This is a genomic window from Lachnotalea glycerini (genome assembly GCF_003201285.1).
Taxonomy (GTDB): domain Bacteria; phylum Bacillota; class Clostridia; order Lachnospirales; family Lachnospiraceae; genus Lachnotalea; species Lachnotalea glycerini.
This window is the reverse complement of the sequence record NZ_QICS01000012.1, coordinates 1-18,223: the sequence shown is the minus strand read 5'-3', so window position 1 is coordinate 18,223 and position 18,223 is coordinate 1. Positions and strand designations below refer to the sequence as shown.

The 18,223-nt window shown below is 35.4% G+C and carries 13 protein-coding genes and 1 pseudogene; 3 read left to right on the top strand and 11 right to left on the bottom strand.

The features are described 5' to 3' along the window. Nucleotides 1–2: 2 nt before the first annotated feature. The gene (locus C8E03_RS17335; protein ID WP_110291702.1) at nt 3–1,475 is read right to left on the bottom strand and encodes an L-fucose/L-arabinose isomerase family protein; all 1,473 of its coding nucleotides are present in this window, start codon (nt 1,473–1,475) and stop codon (nt 3–5) included. A 166-nt stretch (nt 1,476–1,641) separates the two neighbouring features. On the opposite strand from C8E03_RS17335, the gene C8E03_RS17330 reads away from it, so the two are divergent. From C8E03_RS17330 to C8E03_RS17320, 3 genes are all read left to right on the top strand, one after another. Further along, a complete protein-coding gene (locus C8E03_RS17330) occupies nt 1,642–2,766 on the top strand; it encodes an ROK family transcriptional regulator (RefSeq protein ID WP_110291701.1) in 1,125 nt (374 codons plus the stop codon). A gap of 296 nt (nt 2,767–3,062) precedes the next feature. Further along, a complete protein-coding gene (adhE, locus tag C8E03_RS17325) occupies nt 3,063–5,687 on the top strand; it encodes a bifunctional acetaldehyde-CoA/alcohol dehydrogenase (protein ID WP_094380492.1) in 2,625 nt (874 codons plus the stop codon). 204 nt (nt 5,688–5,891) lie between these two features. Then, nucleotides 5,892–6,638 carry a phosphotransferase gene (locus tag C8E03_RS17320; RefSeq protein ID WP_094380494.1) on the top strand — a complete coding sequence of 249 codons (747 nt, stop codon included), beginning with the start codon at nt 5,892–5,894 and terminating at the stop codon, nt 6,636–6,638. 94 nt (nt 6,639–6,732) lie between these two features. Here the strand turns inward: C8E03_RS17320 and C8E03_RS17315 are convergent, their stop codons facing one another. From C8E03_RS17315 to C8E03_RS17275, 10 genes and pseudogenes are all read right to left on the bottom strand, one after another. Then, nucleotides 6,733–7,698 carry an ABC transporter permease gene (locus C8E03_RS17315; RefSeq protein ID WP_110291700.1) on the bottom strand — a complete coding sequence of 322 codons (966 nt, stop codon included), beginning with the start codon at nt 7,696–7,698 and terminating at the stop codon, nt 6,733–6,735. Nucleotides 7,699–7,713: 15 nt separating this feature from the next. Next, nucleotides 7,714–9,219: a sugar ABC transporter ATP-binding protein gene (locus C8E03_RS17310; RefSeq protein WP_094380498.1), complete on the bottom strand. Its 1,506-nt coding sequence runs from the start codon at nt 9,217–9,219 to the stop codon at nt 7,714–7,716. A gap of 67 nt (nt 9,220–9,286) precedes the next feature. After that, on the bottom strand, nt 9,287–10,306 hold the full coding sequence (locus tag C8E03_RS17305; RefSeq protein WP_094380500.1) for a substrate-binding domain-containing protein: 1,020 nt from the start codon (nt 10,304–10,306) through the stop codon (nt 9,287–9,289). A 39-nt stretch (nt 10,307–10,345) separates the two neighbouring features. Beyond that, complete coding sequence (fba, locus tag C8E03_RS17300) at nt 10,346–11,200, bottom strand: class II fructose-1,6-bisphosphate aldolase (RefSeq protein WP_094380502.1); 855 nt, start codon at nt 11,198–11,200, stop codon at nt 10,346–10,348. Between the two features lie 20 nt (nt 11,201–11,220). Further along, complete coding sequence (pfkB, locus tag C8E03_RS17295; protein ID WP_094380504.1) at nt 11,221–12,150, bottom strand: 1-phosphofructokinase; 930 nt, start codon at nt 12,148–12,150, stop codon at nt 11,221–11,223. 48 nt (nt 12,151–12,198) lie between these two features. Continuing rightward, on the bottom strand, nt 12,199–12,846 hold the full coding sequence (dhaL, locus tag C8E03_RS22280) for a dihydroxyacetone kinase subunit DhaL (protein WP_242993625.1): 648 nt from the start codon (nt 12,844–12,846) through the stop codon (nt 12,199–12,201). Nucleotide 12,847: 1 nt separating this feature from the next. Then, nucleotides 12,848–13,852, bottom strand: coding sequence for a dihydroxyacetone kinase subunit DhaK (locus tag C8E03_RS22275; protein WP_181899186.1), 1,005 nt, complete (start codon nt 13,850–13,852; stop codon nt 12,848–12,850). A gap of 18 nt (nt 13,853–13,870) precedes the next feature. Then, nucleotides 13,871–14,644 (bottom strand): DeoR/GlpR family DNA-binding transcription regulator, encoded by a 774-nt coding sequence (locus C8E03_RS17285; RefSeq protein ID WP_094380506.1) that lies wholly within the window; start codon nt 14,642–14,644, stop codon nt 13,871–13,873. 446 nt (nt 14,645–15,090) lie between these two features. Next, entirely contained in the window at nt 15,091–17,721 is a 2,631-nt protein-coding gene (locus C8E03_RS17280; RefSeq protein ID WP_110291699.1) for a cation-translocating P-type ATPase, read from the bottom strand. Nucleotides 17,722–17,960: 239 nt separating this feature from the next. Continuing rightward, a pseudogene (locus C8E03_RS17275) lies at nt 17,961–18,056 on the bottom strand (gluconate 5-dehydrogenase); the annotation flags it as partial. Between the last annotated feature and the right edge of the window lie 167 nt (nt 18,057–18,223).

The window sequence follows — 18,223 nt, the reverse complement described above, 5'->3', positions numbered from 1 at the left end:
TCCTATTCAAATGGATTTTCTGTTTTATAAAGCATTGATTTGGGTTGATTAAAGCCAATTTCTTCAACCTCTACACCTATATATTTAAATACTTCATACAATGCCTTGCCAAAATGTCCAAATGCAACAGCACCATGATGAGGATAATTACCTTCTATTAATACATGGCGATAGAATCTTCCCATTTCCGGTATTGCAAACACTCCGATTCCACCAAAAGAACGAGTTGCAACCGGCAGAACTTCCCCATGTGCAATATAGCCTCGAAGCTTTGCATCTGCCGTGCTCTGAAGTCTGAAGAAAGTAATATCACCCGGTATAATATCGCCTTCTAAAGTTCCCTGTGTAACTTCCTCTGGAAGGCTTCTGGCCATAATAAGCTGATATTTCATGGAACAGAAAGACAATTTGCCTGCTGCGGTATTTCCACAATGAAATCCCATAAATGTATCCTTTAAGGTATAATCATATTTTCCCTTAATCTCTGACTCATACATATCGGCTGGTACAGTATTGTTAATATCTAACAAAGTGACCGTATCATTCGATACAACCGTCCCGATAAACTCACTTAACGCACCATAAATATCAACCTCACATGATACAGGAATCCCCATAGCTGTCAAACGGCTGTTTACATAACAAGGAACAAAGCCAAACTGTGTCTGAAAAGCCGGCCAGCATTTACCAGCAATTGCAACATATTCTCTCGATCCCTTGTGTTCTTCTATCCAATCTAATAAAGTAATCTCATACTGAGCAAGCTTTGGAAGGATCTCCGGCTTCATATTGCCTGTTGAAAGCTCTGCTTCCATGCTCTGAACTACCGTAGGAATCCGTTCATCACCTGCATGCTTATTAAAGGCCTCAAATAAATCCAATTCCGAATTTTCTTCTATTTCAACACCAAGATTATACAACTGTTTAATCGGTGCATTGCAAGCCAAAAAATCCTGTGGACGAGGACCAAAGCTTATAATCTTCAAATTATTTAAACCAATAATTGCTTTTGCAACAGGTACAAATTCTTCAATCATGTTGGCAATATCCCCTGCATCTCCAACTGGATATTCAGGTATGTATGCTTTTACATTTCTAAGTTTTAGGTTGTAGCTTGCATTTAGCATACCACAATAAGCGTCACCACGGCCTTGAATCAAATTATCTCCTGTTTCCTCTGCTGCTGCAACTACCATGACAGGGCCGTCAAAATATTTTGCTATCAGTGTTTCCGGTGTTTCTGGTCCAAAATTGCCAAGATAAACCACTAAAGCATTACATTTTGCATTTTCAATATCTTTTAACGCCTTTTGCATATCCACTTCACTTTCAATTACAACTGGACATTCATAAATAGTTCCTTTTTTACTATACTCTGCTACAACTGCTTTGCGCCTTCCCTCTGATAAAGACATTGGAAAACAATCACGACTAACTGCTACAATTCCTAATTTTAATTCCGGCAAATTCTTCATTCTTTCTTCTCCTTTTTTATTTAAAAGTTTTTTGGTTTTCTTTTTGAATTAGTTTACTCACTAAACTAATTATGATATAATTATAATCCGAAAGCTTATCATTGGTCAAGAGATATTCTTTTCATAATTAAAAACATAACATAAATCCTAAAGGAGATTTGATAATATGATGGTAGGAAGCCAAGAATTAATACGCGATATGAATACAACTCTCGTAACTAAAATGATTATTGATAAAGGTCCCATTTCACGCGCTGCCATTGCCAAAGAACTTGGTCTTACCAAAGCAACTATATCGGCAATTGTACAAAATTTGCTTGATAAAAATCTGATAGAAGAAATTGGAACCGCTAACGTCACCTCAGGCAGAAAGCCGGTAATGCTTAAATTCAATTATGAATGTGCTTATTCCATTTCAATTGATGTTTCCGCCACCCATATCAGTGTTTTATCCGCACATCTTGGTGGAGGCAATTGCTGCTTGTTTCAATATCCCACTGCAAATCAGCGTGATCGCATTATTCCAGAACTGATTCAATGCATTGAAACACAAAAAAAGCATATTCCACTCTCCCACTATGGCATTGTCGGAATTACATTGGGAATACATGGTATTACAAATAATAATCAGGTTATTTTCACCCCCTATTCGCCCTATACAGACATAGATTTTGTAACTGAGCTTGAGAAACATTTTCAGATTCCTGTGTTAATGGAAAATGAAGCCAACCTTTCTGTGTTAGGGGAATTTACATTTCATTATCCTATTAATAATATGGTTGGAGTCAGTGTGCATTCGGGTATCGGTCTTGGAATTATGATTGATGGAAAGCTATATCACGGTCTGAACGGATATGCAGGTGAATTTGGGCATTCCATTATTGAATTGGATGGCAGACCATGCCCCTGTGGAAATAATGGCTGCTTTGAACAATACGCTTCCGAGCGTGCTCTTTTGTCAGAGTTTGCCAAATTAAAGAAAGTATCTCAAATATCAGCCGATGATTTTGTTAAATATTATACAAACTTGGATGGGGATTCAATGCACATCGCCAGTTTGTTTGTTAAATATATGTCTATTGGAATAAGAAATATTATTAATACCTTAAATCCTGAACTAATTGTGGTGAACAGCTCTTTTACAATGAATTTTCCTTCCTTAATAGAACAAATACAGGCCTCCGTAACAAGTAACATTCATAAATCCTGTAATATTGTACCCTCAAAGCTTCAAGACATGTCTATTCTTCTTGGTGGAATTTGCATGAGCCGGAATAAATTCTTGTTTTAAAACTTTTCATTCTATCATTTCTTTGCATTAATTCTTTCTTTTTCATTTCATACCACCAAATAGACTTCTTGTTTATAGGATAACAAATAAAATGTTATTCAATGTGTAATTTAAAAATAATACGAAATAATAGTTTGATAAAGGTATTTTCGAAATTTTAATAAAGGTATTTTCGAAATTTTAATTATTGACATTATTTTAACAATATTGTATAATTGGTTTGTTAAAATAATGTCAATAACAATGTATTTTATGACGCAATATAGCTTATTATAAACAATTATGGAGGTATTACTATGGCAAAAAAAGACCAAACAGTTAGCGAAACAGTTTCCAAATTAGTAGATAACGTTGATGCTCTGATTGCAAAAATGGCACAAATGAGAGAAGCACAAAAAATCTTTGCTACTTATACTCAGGAGCAAGTAGATAAAATCTTTTTTGCAGCTTCTGTAGCCGCTAACATGCAACGTATCCCTTTAGCCAAAATGGCTGTTGAGGAAACAGGTATGGGCATTGTTGAAGATAAAGTAATTAAGAATCATTACGCGGCTGAATATATTTACAATGCATATAAAAACACAAAGACCTGCGGTGTAATTGAAGAGGATTTGGCTTACGGCACTAAAAAGGTAGCAGAACCAATCGGTTTGGTTGCAGCTGTTATACCAACTACAAATCCAACTTCTACTGCAATATTTAAGGCATTAATATCCTTAAAAACAAGAAATGCTATTATCATTTCACCACATCCTCGAGCAAAGAATTGTACGATTGAGGCTGCTAAAATTGTTTTAGAAGCTGCAGTTAAGGCTGGTGCTCCAGAAGGAATTATCGGTTGGATTGACGTACCGTCACTTGAGCTTACAAATGAAGTAATGAAAAATTCTGATATTATTCTAGCCACCGGAGGTCCTGGAATGGTTAATGCTGCATACTCATCCGGAAAACCAGCGCTTGGTGTTGGTCCTGGTAATACACCAGTTATCATAGATGAAACAGCAGACATTAAGCTTGCCGTAAACTCTGTTATCCATTCAAAGACCTTTGATAATGGTATGATTTGCGCATCTGAACAGTCTGTAACAGTATTATCCAGTATCTATGATGAAGTAAAGAAAGAATTTGCTTTTAGAGGCTGCTATTTCTTAAAGCCTGCTGAAATTGAAAAAGTTAGAAAAACCATTATTATAAATGGAGCTTTAAATGCCAAAATTGTAGGTCAAAGTGCTTACACGATTGCTAAACTTGCAGGAGTTGACGTTCCTCAAGCAACCAAAATTTTAATTGGTGAAGTGGAATCAGTTGAAATTTCTGAAGAATTTGCACACGAAAAACTTTCTCCAGTTTTGGCTATGTACAAAGCAAAAACCTTTGACGAAGCAATTCAAAAAGCGGAACGATTAGTAGCAGACGGTGGTTACGGTCATACTGCTTCTTTATATATTCATACTTCACAAAAAGAAAAAATGGCAAAGCATGCAGAAGCTATGAAAACTTGCCGTATCTTAATTAACACTCCTTCTGCACAAGGTGGAATCGGTGATCTTTACAACTTTAAATTAACACCGTCATTAACACTTGGCTGTGGTTCATGGGGCGGAAACTCCGTTTCTGAAAATGTCGGCGTAAAACATTTACTGAATATAAAGACAGTTGCAGAAAGGAGAGAAAATATGCTTTGGTTTAGAGCACCTGAAAAAGTTTACTTTAAAAAGGGTTGTATGCCTGTTGCACTTGATGAACTTGGTACTATCTTAGGCAAGAAGAAAGCATTTATTGTAACAGATACTTTCCTTTACAAAAATGGTTATACAAAGGGAATTACTGATAAATTGGATTCTATGGGAATTACACATACCTGCTTTTATGAGGTTGCACCAGACCCAACATTAGCTTGTGCTAAAGAGGGCGCTGCGGCTATGATTTCCTTTGAGCCTGATGTAATTATTGCCCTTGGCGGCGGTTCTGCAATGGATGCTGCTAAAATTATGTGGGTGCTATATGAGCATCCTGAAGCTGACTTCATGAGAATGGCTATGGACTTTATGGATATTCGTAAGAGAGTTTATACTTTCCCTAAAATGGGCGAAAAGGCATATTTCGTAGCGATTCCTACTTCATCAGGAACCGGTTCAGAAGTTACACCTTTCGCAGTAATCACAGATGAAACAACAGGCGTTAAATATCCACTTACTGATTATGCATTAATGCCAAATATGGCAATTATTGACACTGATAATATGATGAATCAGCCTAAAGGCTTAACCAGTGCATCTGGTATTGACGTAATGACTCATGCCATTGAAGCTTATGTTTCAATCATGGCTTCCGACTACACGGATGGTCTTGCTTTAAAGGCAATTAAGAATGTATTTACTTATTTACCATCTGCTTATGAAAATGGAGCAAATGATCCAATTGCAAGAGAGAAAATGGCTGATGCGGCTTGTATGGCAGGTATGGCATTTGCAAATGCATTCCTTGGTTTAAATCATTCTATGGCTCATAAGTTAGGTGCATACCATCACCTGCCACATGGAGTAGCGAATGCTGTATTGCTTACCGAAGTAATTCGTTATAACGCAGTCGATGTGCCGACCAAAATGGGTACGTTCCCTCAATATCAATATCCTCATGCAAAGGAAAGATACTGTGAATGTGCACGTTTTGCAGGTATTGTAGGCAAAAACGATGATGAAACTTTAGAGAAGTTCATTCAGGCTTTAGATGAATTAAATAATAAAATAGGCATAAAGAAAACAATTAAAGAATATGGAATTGATGAAAAAGATTTCTTAGCAACACTTGATGAAATGGTAGAGCAGGCATTTAATGACCAGTGTACTGGCGCTAACCCAAGATATCCATTAATGAGCGAAATGAAAGAAATCTATTTAAAAGCATACTACGGAAAATAAATTAAAAGAAACACTTACTGATTATAAAGAGACCTGAATTTTTTAAAAAGGTCTCTTTATTATTTTAGCTTTAAATTTGTTACTTTTTTCATATTTAGAAGATATTTTTTATTTTTTTTGTTAATAATGTACATTTTTTTAAAATTATAGTATAATAATAATAAATGGAGTTATATTATCTTTCATATAAAGGAGGACTCAATTATGAAGCTAGAAAATGTAATTACAAGCAGAAGCCACAAAATGATTTATCAATCAGGTGATACCATTATTAAATTATTTGACGAAAATTATCCAAAATCTGACGTTTTAAATGAAGCACTCAATCAATCCAGAGTAGAAGAAACAGGATTGAACATTCCAAATATCATAGAGGTTTCTAAAATTGATGGTAAATGGGCAATTACAATGGAACATATAGAGGGTAAGACTTTAGCTGAGCTAATGAAAGAAAATCCGAAGGATATTGATAAATATCTGGAACAATTTGTTTCTCTTCAAGTAGAGATACATTCAAAAAGGGCTCCTTTACTAAATAGGCAAAAGGATAAATTCATCAGAAAAATTAAAGATTTAAAAGATATTGATGCTTCTACCCGATATGAATTACTGACCAGATTAGACGGTATGCCAAAACATTCCAAGGTTTGTCATGGTGACTTTAATCCTAGTAATATAATTGTCAGTAATAAAGGCTCTTACATCATTGACTGGTCTCATGCTACACAGGGAAATTCAAGTGCAGATGCTGCAAGAACCTATCTTCTCTTTGCTTTACAAAATGAAGATTTGGCTAAGAAATACATGAAACTGTTCTGTAAAAAAAGTGATATTGCTTTACAATACGTACAAAACTGGCTTCCAATTGTTGCGGCCACTCAATTAGGAAAGGAAAATCCAAGTGAAAAAGAGTTTTTAACCAAATGGCTCGATATTTTTGAATATCAATAAACTGAAAAACAAAAAAGACTTCTTAATGCCTAAACATTCAAGAAGTCTTTTTTTGTTATTATTTTTCTATCTAAGGATGATGATTGAGGTTTTGTCAATCCTTTTTATTTTGATCTATCACTACAGCCATAAGTATAATTACTCCCATTGCTATGGTCTGCCAATAAGATGAGACTCCCAATAAACTTAGCGCATTATTTATAATACCAATTACAAACAGTCCAAAAATCGTCTGGATCATTCCGCCTCGTCCACCTGACATACTTGTTCCACCCATAGCAACTGCTGCAATTGCATTTAGTTCATAGCCAGTTGCTGCTGTGGCTTGTCCATTTTGAAGCTTAGATGCTAATACGACTCCTGCTAATCCTGCTAAAATACCGCAAATCATATACACCATAAATTTTATCTTCGTAACATTAATACCACTTAACTTTGCAACTTCCTTATTACTCCCTACTGCATAAATATATCTTCCAAAGCATGTTTTAGACAATATAACATAAGCAATAGCAATAATTAAAACCATGAGTATTATGGTCACAGGAATTACTCCTACTGAACGCAATCCAACCCATCCAAACGACTCTGGCAGACCAAAAATAGGTTTTGCATCCGTAAACACATAGGCTAATCCTCTCGCCACATTCATCATTGCTAATGTAGCTATAAAGGGTGGTACATTTAATTTTGCAATAAAGAAACCATTAAAGAAACCACATAGTCCTCCAACCAAAACCGCACTTGCTAAAATCACAATCATACTCAGTAATATATTGGCATCCGGAAATAATTTAATTAAAGCTGCTGCTGCAATACCCGAAAGTGCAGCAACAGAGCCTACCGAAAGGTCTATTCCATCAGATAAGATAACAAATGTCATACCTGTTGCAATTAATGCATTAATCGAAATTTGTATCAAAACATTCTTTAAATTGCCCGCATTTGCAAATCGGGGCACAAAAACTAACGCAAGTAAGAATAGAACAATCAGGAATAAAAGCATTGTATTTTCTCTTGCAAATGCACTAAATTTGTTTGTTGCTGTTTTTTCTTTCATTTTGTCACACTCCTATTAATTACCTGCATGAATACTTGCATATTTCATAATATCCTTCTCAGTTGCTTCTGCTGCATCTAAAATTCCTGATACCTTACCTTCGCGCATAATCATGATACGGTTTGATACACCAATTACTTCCGGAAGCTCTGAAGATACTACTATAATGCTGCCTCCATCCTCCACAAACTTTTTCATTAAAGCATAGATTTCTGCTTTTGCATTTACATCAATTCCTCGTGTTGGTTCATCCATAATTAGAATCTTTGCTTTTGCCAGTAACCACTTAGCTATAACAACCTTTTGCTGATTTCCACCAGAAAGGTTCTTCACGATAGCACGTTCTGAAGGTGTTTTTGTTCTCATTTTCTCTATGTAATCGAGGGTTGAGTCTATTTCCCACCTGAAGTCTATAAAACCTTTTTTAGAATTTGCATAAATGCTTGATAAAGATGTATTTTCTTTTACGCTCTTTTCAAGCAACAATCCCTGATTCCGCCGATCCTCTGGTATTAAACCAATCCCCATTTTAATCGCTTCTTTAGGTGACTTAAATTTAACTGGTTGTCCAAATACAATACATTCTCCGCTATCAACCTTATCCGCTCCAAAAACAGCTCTCATTACTTCTGTTCTTCCTGCTCCTACAAGCCCTGCAATGCCTAGTATCTCTCCTTTTTTTAATTGAAAGGATACATCCTCAAATTGTCCAGCTTTTGTATAATTTTTAACCTCTAATACAACTTCATTTTGTATCGCATTTTCGGCTTTATAATAAAATTGTGTCATTTTACGGCCAACCATTAGTGCAATCATTTCACTTTCAGTTATTTCACTTAATGATACAGTCTTTACTACATTGCCATCTCTTAAAATAGTAATATGATCTCCAATTTCTGCAATTTCTTTTAATTTATGAGAAATATATATAATAGCTACGTTTTCACTTTTCAACTTATTTATTACCCGAAATAAAGCTTGCACTTCATGTTCAGACAAGGAAGAGGTAGGTTCATCCATAATTACCATGGAACTATTTTGTGATATGGCACGAGCTATCTCTACCATTTGTTTATCACCATTATTTAATTTACGAATATATTCCTTTGGATTAATTTTCACACCAATAGATTCAAGCAGTTTTTTTGCATCAAGATTCATTTTAGGCTTGTCGATTAGTCCACTCTTGCCTATTTTAGGTTCTCTTCCCAAAAAAATATTCTCTGCTACTGTAAGATCTGGAATCACACTAAGCTCTTGATGAATTACACTGATCCCCTTAGCCAAAGACTGTCTGGTATTCATAAACACTTCTTCTTGACCATCTACTTTCAAGATGCCTTCATCCGCCTGATATACTCCCGATATTACCTTAATAATGGTAGATTTCCCTGCACCATTTTCTCCTAGAAGAACATGTACCTTACCACGATAAAAATTTATCGTAACATCCGTCAAAGCTTTTACACCGGGAAAAGATTTATTGATATTATTTAATTCAACAAATGGCTTCTCACTCATCACTTTAACTCCTTCCTTTTTATGAGAATGAAGCTTTCACACTTCATTCTCGCTCATATCCTATAAATTATTTTGCATTTGTTGCATCAATAACAGTTGGAGAAATAGGAATCAGCTTTTCAACATCTCCGCCTGACAGGTAAGTTCTTACTGCTTCTAATGTTTGTGAACCAATTGATGCTGGATCCTGTGCAATATCAGCCACCCAGTTTCCGCCGCTTAAAATAGCTTCAATACCTTCTGGATTACCATCAAATCCAATTACCTTAACATCTTTACCAACTGCATCTATGGAAGACATAGCACCTACTGCTGCTGGATCACCAACACAAAATACTGCTGCTAAGTTTTCATTTTTTAATAGCATATTTTGCATAACCTCTGCAGCCTTACCCTGATCACCTGAATAATTTTGTATATCAACAACATTGACATCTGGTGCATTTTCTGACATCCAGTCGGTAAAGCCCTTTTCACGATCCACACAACCCTCAATTTCTGAATAGGTAATAACCGCTACGTCACCTGCTTTATCCTTTAAAACCTTATTTGCCATATACTCTGCTGCTAGCTGACCGCCTTTATAATTATCTGTAGAAACGTGTGTAACTACTTCACCATCTGAGGCAACATCCATTGTAAATACTGGAATACCTGCTGCATCTGCTAATTCAACCATTGATTTACTTCCGGCTGAGTTAGTTGGGCAAAGAATAATTGCATCCACATCCTGCGTAATAAAATCTTGAACCTGTCCAAGCTGTTTATTTGCATCTCCAGCTGCATCTTGAATGATTAATTCAACATTTAATTCCTTTGCTTTTTCAACTAATGCTGCTTCAATGTTATTATAGAATACATGTGCATTGTTTAATAAGCTGACACCCACTGTAATTTTTTCATCTGTTGATACTGTTTCTTTAGTTGCTGCATCATCGTTTACAGAAACATCTTTCGTAGTTTCCTGTGTTGTTTCTTCTTGTGTTGTTTCTTCCTTTGCTGCATCATTTGCCTTGCTGCTACAACCAGCTAACATTGTTACTGCCATTGCCGCACATAAAATTGTACTTAATAATTTTTTCTTCATTTCTTTTCCTCCCGGAATACATTATTTTTTATTTTATGATTAAGCCTTCCCAACTGATTTACAAATAGTAATTTTATGTTTCACTAATTCTTTTACTTCAGTTCGTCCGGCTGTACCATATTTTTTAGGGTCAAATACATCTACATCACTATCTAAAATTTTCCTTACTCCTTTGGTGTAGGCAGCTCTTAATTCAGTTGCAAAATTAACCTTACAAATCCCAAGTTCGATTGCCTTTATTACTGTTGTATCAGGTAAACCGGATGCTCCATGCAAAACGAGTGGAATTTCTACTATCTCTTTAATTTCGCTTAATCTTTCAAAATCAATCTTTGGCTCTCCCTTATAAAAACCATGAGCTGTACCAATTGCAATCGCAAGAGAATTCACATTAGTCTTTTCAACAAATTCTCTTGCTTGAGCAGGATTTGTATATAATGCTTCTTTCTCAGTAACTATATGACCATCTTCTTTTCCACCTACTGTTCCCAATTCTGCCTCGATAGAAATTGATAAGTCTTTTGCCATTTCCACAACCAATTTACTTACCTGTATATTCTCTTCAAAGGAAAGCTTTGAGCCATCTATCATTACAGAAGTATATTTCCCTTCGATCGCCTCTTTGCATAATTGGGGACTGTCTCCATGATCCAGATGCATTGCTACCGGCACTCTGGCTACTTGTGCTATCGCATTTACCATCGACCTGTACATAGTAATCCCACCATATTTGACCGTTGATGGTGTTGTCTGTAAAATAACCGGAGCATTCAGCTCCTCTGCCGCTTCAATAACTGCTTGTACCATTTCCATATTTTCCACATTAAATGCTGCAACCGCGTAATTGCCTTTCGAAGCCTTTAATAACATTTCTTTCGTACTAACTAATGGCATTTTTTTACACCCTATCTTTCTTATAGTTTTTCAATTACAATCTGCTGATAGATATCATCAAAATCTTTCTTTTCACAAAGGCGTGTACCTTCATGAAGTAATGAACCACTTGCTACTGTAACCCCATATTTAAGCATTTCTGCATCACTTAGACCCTTGTCTATAGCCAAACATATTCCAGCTACCAATGAATCTCCCGCGCCTTGTACCCCTTTTATATCAAGCTTAAGCGGTGGTGCTAAATACGCTTGATCCTTAGTAACCAAAATCGCGCCAGCCTTTCCCATTGAAACACACACATAAGAAACACCCTGATTAATAATATCTCTTGCTATATGTATTACATCTTCTTTTGTATTAATCTTCTTATGAAATGCGGACTCAAATTCATCCTTATTTGGCTTAATCACATAGGGTTTTGCCTTAATTCCTTCCACTAAGAGTTCATCCGCTGCATCTAAAATTGTTTTAATTCCTCTTTTGTTGGCCATTTCAATTATATTTTTGTATATATCATTTGGTACGCCAGCGGGTACACTACCATTTAATACAAGTATTGACGTTTTATCCAAATAACTTTCTACTTTTTCATAAAGTTTTACAATTGCTTCTTCATTCACAAGACGTCCACTTTCATTAAATTCTGTCATCACCCTGCTAATCTGATCGAATGCTTTAATATTTGTCCTAAGCTCTCCCTCTACCTCAACAAAATCGTACAAAATTCCTTGGCGATTTAAGGATTTTGCAACCGTCTCGCCTCCATCTGAATAATTAAATCCAATACAAATGGTTTCTTCACCTAATTGGTGCAGTGCAATACTAACATTCACCCCTTTGCCTGAAACATCAGATCTCACTGATAATACTTTATTTGTACCACCATAACTAAAATTATCAAAAGTAATGGTTTTATCAATACACGGATTAAGTGTTAAGGTTGTTACCATACTTTGCACCTCCTATTCTTTATGTCTCTTCCTCTTTCGTCTCTATCCTTATGAAAGGTTGCCAGTCGACCAATCTGCTATTTCCTGGAAAATAATCCATACTGAAGTTGCTCCTGCATCCTGCAGCCCTATGGCTTTTTCACCGTAAGATTTAGCTCTTCCAAATTTTGCAACAACCTGTTTCGTATATTCCATTCCTTCTTTTGCCTTTATAGCCGCCACATTTAGCCCATCTACTAACGATAAACCATTACATACACTTTCTTCTAAGCCAATTACGGCCGGCTCAAAGGCATCAATCATAGTCTTATCTCCAATGTGTGCTTTTCCTCTTTGTTGTAGTGCATTCAAAGATTTACGAAATACCTCCGCAAAATCCGAAAGCTTCATTTCTTCACTAACAGGCCGTTTGATAATTCCGCTAATGAACATAGTTCCAAACAAAACACCAGATGCTCCACCCATCGTATCCAGTAGTATCGTACCAACCATTTTAAATACATCCTCTGCTCCAGTAAACTGACATTTGGGAAGCTCTTTCAAAACATTCCTAAAGCCTACAGACATTCCTATACCATGGTCTCCATCACCTATCTTAATATCAATTTCTGTAAGAAAATCCTCACTATCAACAATTTTTTGCGCAACAGATAAAAACATATTTTTCAATTGTTCAGCATTCATTGAATTTTTCATTTCATTCTCCTATCGCTATCTTATTAAAAAAAGGTGAATAAGCCGGTGCATCATAATATTTTTTAAGCTCAGAATCAAGCTTCATAATCGTAATTGATAAACCGCCTGTTCCTTGAGGGCAAAATAGCTGATCAATAAAAATATCATGCGTCTGAATTTTATTCGTATTAATAATCTGTTTTACTTTTCTGCCTATAATACATAACTCTAGCAGGCTCGTAAATCCAAATCCATTAATCATGACAGCAATCTCATCCGTCTTAGTTAGCTTCATATCATTTAATAAATATTTCATTAGAGTTTCTGCAATTTCATCTGCTGAACCTAATTTTGTGTGAAGTATTCCAGGTTCACCATTAAAACCCATACCATATTCAATTTCTCCTTCCGGCATTTCAAACATAGCTCTTCCTGATCCTGGCATATAACCTGCTGATGTTGTAACACTAAACGTATTGGTATTTTCTTTTGCTTTATTGGCAATCCTAACTACTTCCTCAAGCGATAATCCAAAATCACATGCTGCTCCTGCTACCTTAACCACCAAAGCAATTCCTGCTACACCACGTCTTTCAGCCTTTTGTTCTAAACTAGCTGTGCTTATATCATCTGTGACAAATACACACCTTGATTCTATTCCATCAAGCTCTGCTAATTCTCTAACCAATTCAAAGTTCAATACATCACCCATATGATTTGTACATATGTATAACACACCTTTACTATTGGTGACTGCATGTGTTACATTTAAAATCGCCCTTGACGGAGGTGCTGTATAAACATTACCAAGTGCTGCACCTGTAGCTAATCCTTCCCCTACATATCCCATAATCCATGGCTCATTACCAGCTCCTCCACCTACTACAATGGACACTTGCTCTGATTTATTTTTCTTCATAAGTCCTATCGTATTTGGAACTCTCTCAAATTGATTTGGATAAATAGATAGATATCCTTCAAGCATTTCTTTTACCATGTCATCTGGATGATTAATTAACTTATTCAATCTGCTTTACCTCTTTCTTTACTCATCTGCTATTACTAAGTTAATACCCGCATCTTTAATTTTTCGTTGTTCTTCTTTACTTAAATGTGAATCTGTTATCACCGCATCAAAAGAATCCAAAGAACAAATCTTTGCCATTGTTGTGATTCCAAACTTAGACGAATCACATATTAATATCGCCTTTTTTGCAGACTTTAACATACTTTGTTTTACTTGGGCTTCGTATAAATTAGGAGTTGTTACCCCTAATTCCAGACTTAAGCTATTGGCTCCCAGAAACACCTTATCAAAATACATACTGGACAATGCGCTTTCTGTTATTCCTCCAACGCAAGACATTATTTTATGTCTCAATAGGCCACCAATCACAACAACCTCTATATCATAGCTTGATACTAATTCATAAGCTATATTCAATGCATTCGTAACTACGGTAATATCTCTTTTATTACCATTACGGATCAATTTTACAAGTTCAAGCGTAGTGGAGCCTGCATCAAGAAATATCGTGTCAGAATCATCAATCATGGCATAAGCTTTTTTGACAATGGCTCTCTTTTCTTTAATGTTGGTTTTTTCCTTTTCCTTTTCGTCTAGTTCTCTTACTGCCATTTGCAAGCTAACTGCTCCTCCTCTGGTTCTTCTTAAAAGTCCCTGATGATCCAGATCATTTAGCATTTTACGTACAGTAACCTCCGAAACTTCCAACACTTTGGCAAGTTCAGGAACTGATACCGTAGATTTATCATCTACCATTTGTAAAATTATATTTTTTCTTTCCACTGTTAACATATTTTTACGCCTTTCGTTTGTGCTTTCATTGTATATCGTTTTCTTTCATATGTCAATCGAAAACTTTCGCTACTTTACATTTTTGTATAATACAGAAAAATTTTTTTTTATTTTTATGCATTTGTTACAATATTACATCAAGTTAAACTGTGTCTCTCCTTTCATTTTCTTTTTTTACCGCCATTTTTATTTTCTATCTCAAAAACTTTCGAAAATTTTCGTTTCACTTTCATTATACTTGTTTCTATTTCGCTTAACAAGGTAATTATTTCCATTAAACATTCCAACTATAATTTTTTTATATTTTACTCAACAAATAAAACTCACATAAATCAAAACAGACTTTTAAACAAAATAATAAATATTTTTCAATATAATTAAAAAGACCACTCAATTTAAAAAACTAATTGAATGATCTTATATTATAACTATTATCCTTACTTTTACTACATAGCTTTTATTTTATTTTGTACCCACTTTAAAACCTGAATTACAAACAAATTTGCCAATGCAAGTACGTATATGGTAAACAATAGCTCTGAACTTAAAGCTGTCACTTCAAAAATACCACTTAGCTCAGGTACAAGAAGTACCGTATTTAACAATATAAATCCTACAAAAAAAGCACCAAATAAATACTTATTATTTACAATCTCTTTTGTAAATATAATAGCTTTTTGTGACTTACTGTTGAAACCGTGTACCAATCTGGATAAGCACAAAGTAGCAAAGGCCATTGTACTAGCTGCTGCTTCTCCTGAGTTTTCTAATCCTACATAATAAGCACTCATTGTCATGATTGCAATTACGAATCCTTCTACCAATATTCCCATCAAAAAATCCTTGGTTAATATTGATTCATCCTTATCTCTTGGCTTTTCTTTCATAACCCCTAAAGAATGCGGATCAAGTCCAAGCGCAATTGCAGGCAAACTATCGGTTAATAAATTAATAAATAATAAGTGAACGGGTGCAAATGGCACGGCAAGCCCAGCTATAGAGGCATAAATAACTGCTATAATACCAGCTGTATTACCTGACAATAAAAATTGAATCGACTTCTTAATATTTTGGTACACGTTTCTCCCATTTTCAACAGCTTTAACTATAGTAGCAAAATTATCATCTGTCAGCACCATACTGGCAGCATCCTTGGCTACCTCTGTTCCTGTAATTCCCATTGCAACACCAATATCTGCCTGCTTGAGTGCAGGAGCATCATTTACACCATCTCCAGTCATAGCCACAATATTACCTTTATCCTGCCATGCTTTTACAATTCTTATCTTATGTTCCGGCGAAACTCTTGCATACACTGATACATTTTCTACATAATCAATTAAATCCTGATCTGAAAGACCATCAATTTCTGCACCTTCTACTGCTTTGTCTTTGTCACCCAAAATACCGATTTGCTTTGCAATGGCCGCTGCTGTTATTTTGTGGTCGCCAGTAATCATAATGGGACGAATACCTGCCATCTTACATTCTTCCACTGCTGCCTTTGATTCCTCTCTTGGTGGATCCATCATAGAAATCATTCCTAAGAAAGTCATGTTATCCTCTGTGATATTATATATCTCTTCTTTTACTATCTCCTGATAAGCAAAACCAAGAACGCGCAACCCATCTGTAGAATAGGACAGGTTTGTTTTCAATATATTTTCTTTATCCTTTTTGGTGATCTCTCTAACGCCATCATCAAATTCGATTTGACTTGCTTTTTCAAGTATTACATCCACTGCACCTTTTGTAATTACGATTATTTTATTCTCTATCTGATGTACCGTTGACATCAATTTTCGGTCCGAATCAAAAGGAATCTCATAAATTCTTGGATACTTTTCTCTAATTTGAGTTACAGTTCCCAATTCCATTTTACCTTGATTATTTCCTCTTTCAGCTAAATCTACCAAAGCAACCTCAGTAGGGTCTCCGATCTTAACTCCATCAATGTGACTGGCATCATTACATAGCAGGCTATAAGCCAGAAGCTTTCTTTCTAATGGTAAATCAAAGGTCAAATTTTTTACATTCTCATTTATTTCACTTACAAATAAATTAATAACCGTCATTTTATTTTGGGTTAACGTACCTGTTTTGTCAGAACAAACCACTGAAACACTCCCAAGACCTTCTACTGCCTGTAACTGTCGGATAATCGCATGCTCCTTGGCCATCTTTTGCGTACCAAAGGCAAGCACAATGGTAACAATAGAGCTTAATGCTTCTGGAATTGCTGCCACCGCCAAGGCTACCGCAAACATGAATGCCTTGATAACTGCTTCACCTTTCCAAACACTTATGGCAAATAAAAAAACACAAATTAAAAGAATTACGATAGACAGTTTTTTACCAAATTGATCAAGATTCACTTGTAGTGGTGTCTTACGCTCTGCTGTGTTCTTTAAAAGTGTTGCTATCTTTCCCACTTCGGTATCCATCCCAATTTCAGTTACAATAAATTTTGCTCTTCCATAAGTCACAAAGCTTCCGGAATAGACCATGTTAATTCTATCTCCCAGTGGTGATTCCTTAGTAATTTCAATGTCTTGCTTATCCACTGCAAGACTTTCACCCGTCAAAGCGCTTTCATTAACCTTTAGACTTGCATTATCTATAATTCTACCATCTGCACAGATAAAATCTCCAGCCTCCAAATAAACGATATCCCCCACCGTTACTTCTCTTGACGGAATAATTTTAGTTTCTCCATCTCGTAGTATTTTGGCGTTTGGTGCTGATAACTGCTTTAAGCTATTCAAAGACTTTTCAGCCTTTTGGTGTTGTATTGTTCCGAGTATCGCATTTATAGTAATTACAACGCCAATTACAATTGCACTTTCTATGTCTCCTAATATTGCTGAAATAACAGAAGCTGCAATTAATATCAGTACTAAAAAATCTTTAAATTGTTCGAGAAATATACATAAGACGGACTTTTTCTTTTTCTCAATTAGTTCATTGTAACCTTTTTCCTTCTGTATATGTTTAGCCTCTTGTGTTGTTAAACCTATCTCACCCTTGCCTAGTGCTCTTAATACTTCTTGTTTTTCCTTTAAGTATATATCACTCATGAATGACCTCCTTAATTCGTTGTGTCTGCAACAAAAAGTAGCAATACTTATGTTGCACGCGTTTACGTTACAACAAAAGTCTTGCTACTTAGTTACGATACGGATTACTTCATTTCGCAATCGTATTGACGACATCGTACATATCACTTTAGGATACTAGCTACTCCCTTTTGTGTTCCTATCATAGCAAAGTATAATGCACATGTCAAGGATAATATAGTGTCCATATTATAATAAAATTATTTTGGCTGTTTTCCAATATAAGCTAGAATACCACCGTCTACATAAAGCACATGTCCATTTACAAAGTTTGATGCGTCCGAAGCTAAAAATACGGGAGTTTGACAGTTACATAAAGAAAAAATCGCTAAAAGCCCTGTTATTGCTTTATTTTTTTGTCAAATTTTAAAAATAATAGTGGGTATTTTATGGGTATTGTGTTATAATATGGATATAGGAGGTGTTACACATGAGACTTATGGTATCCAAATCTAAAAATGCA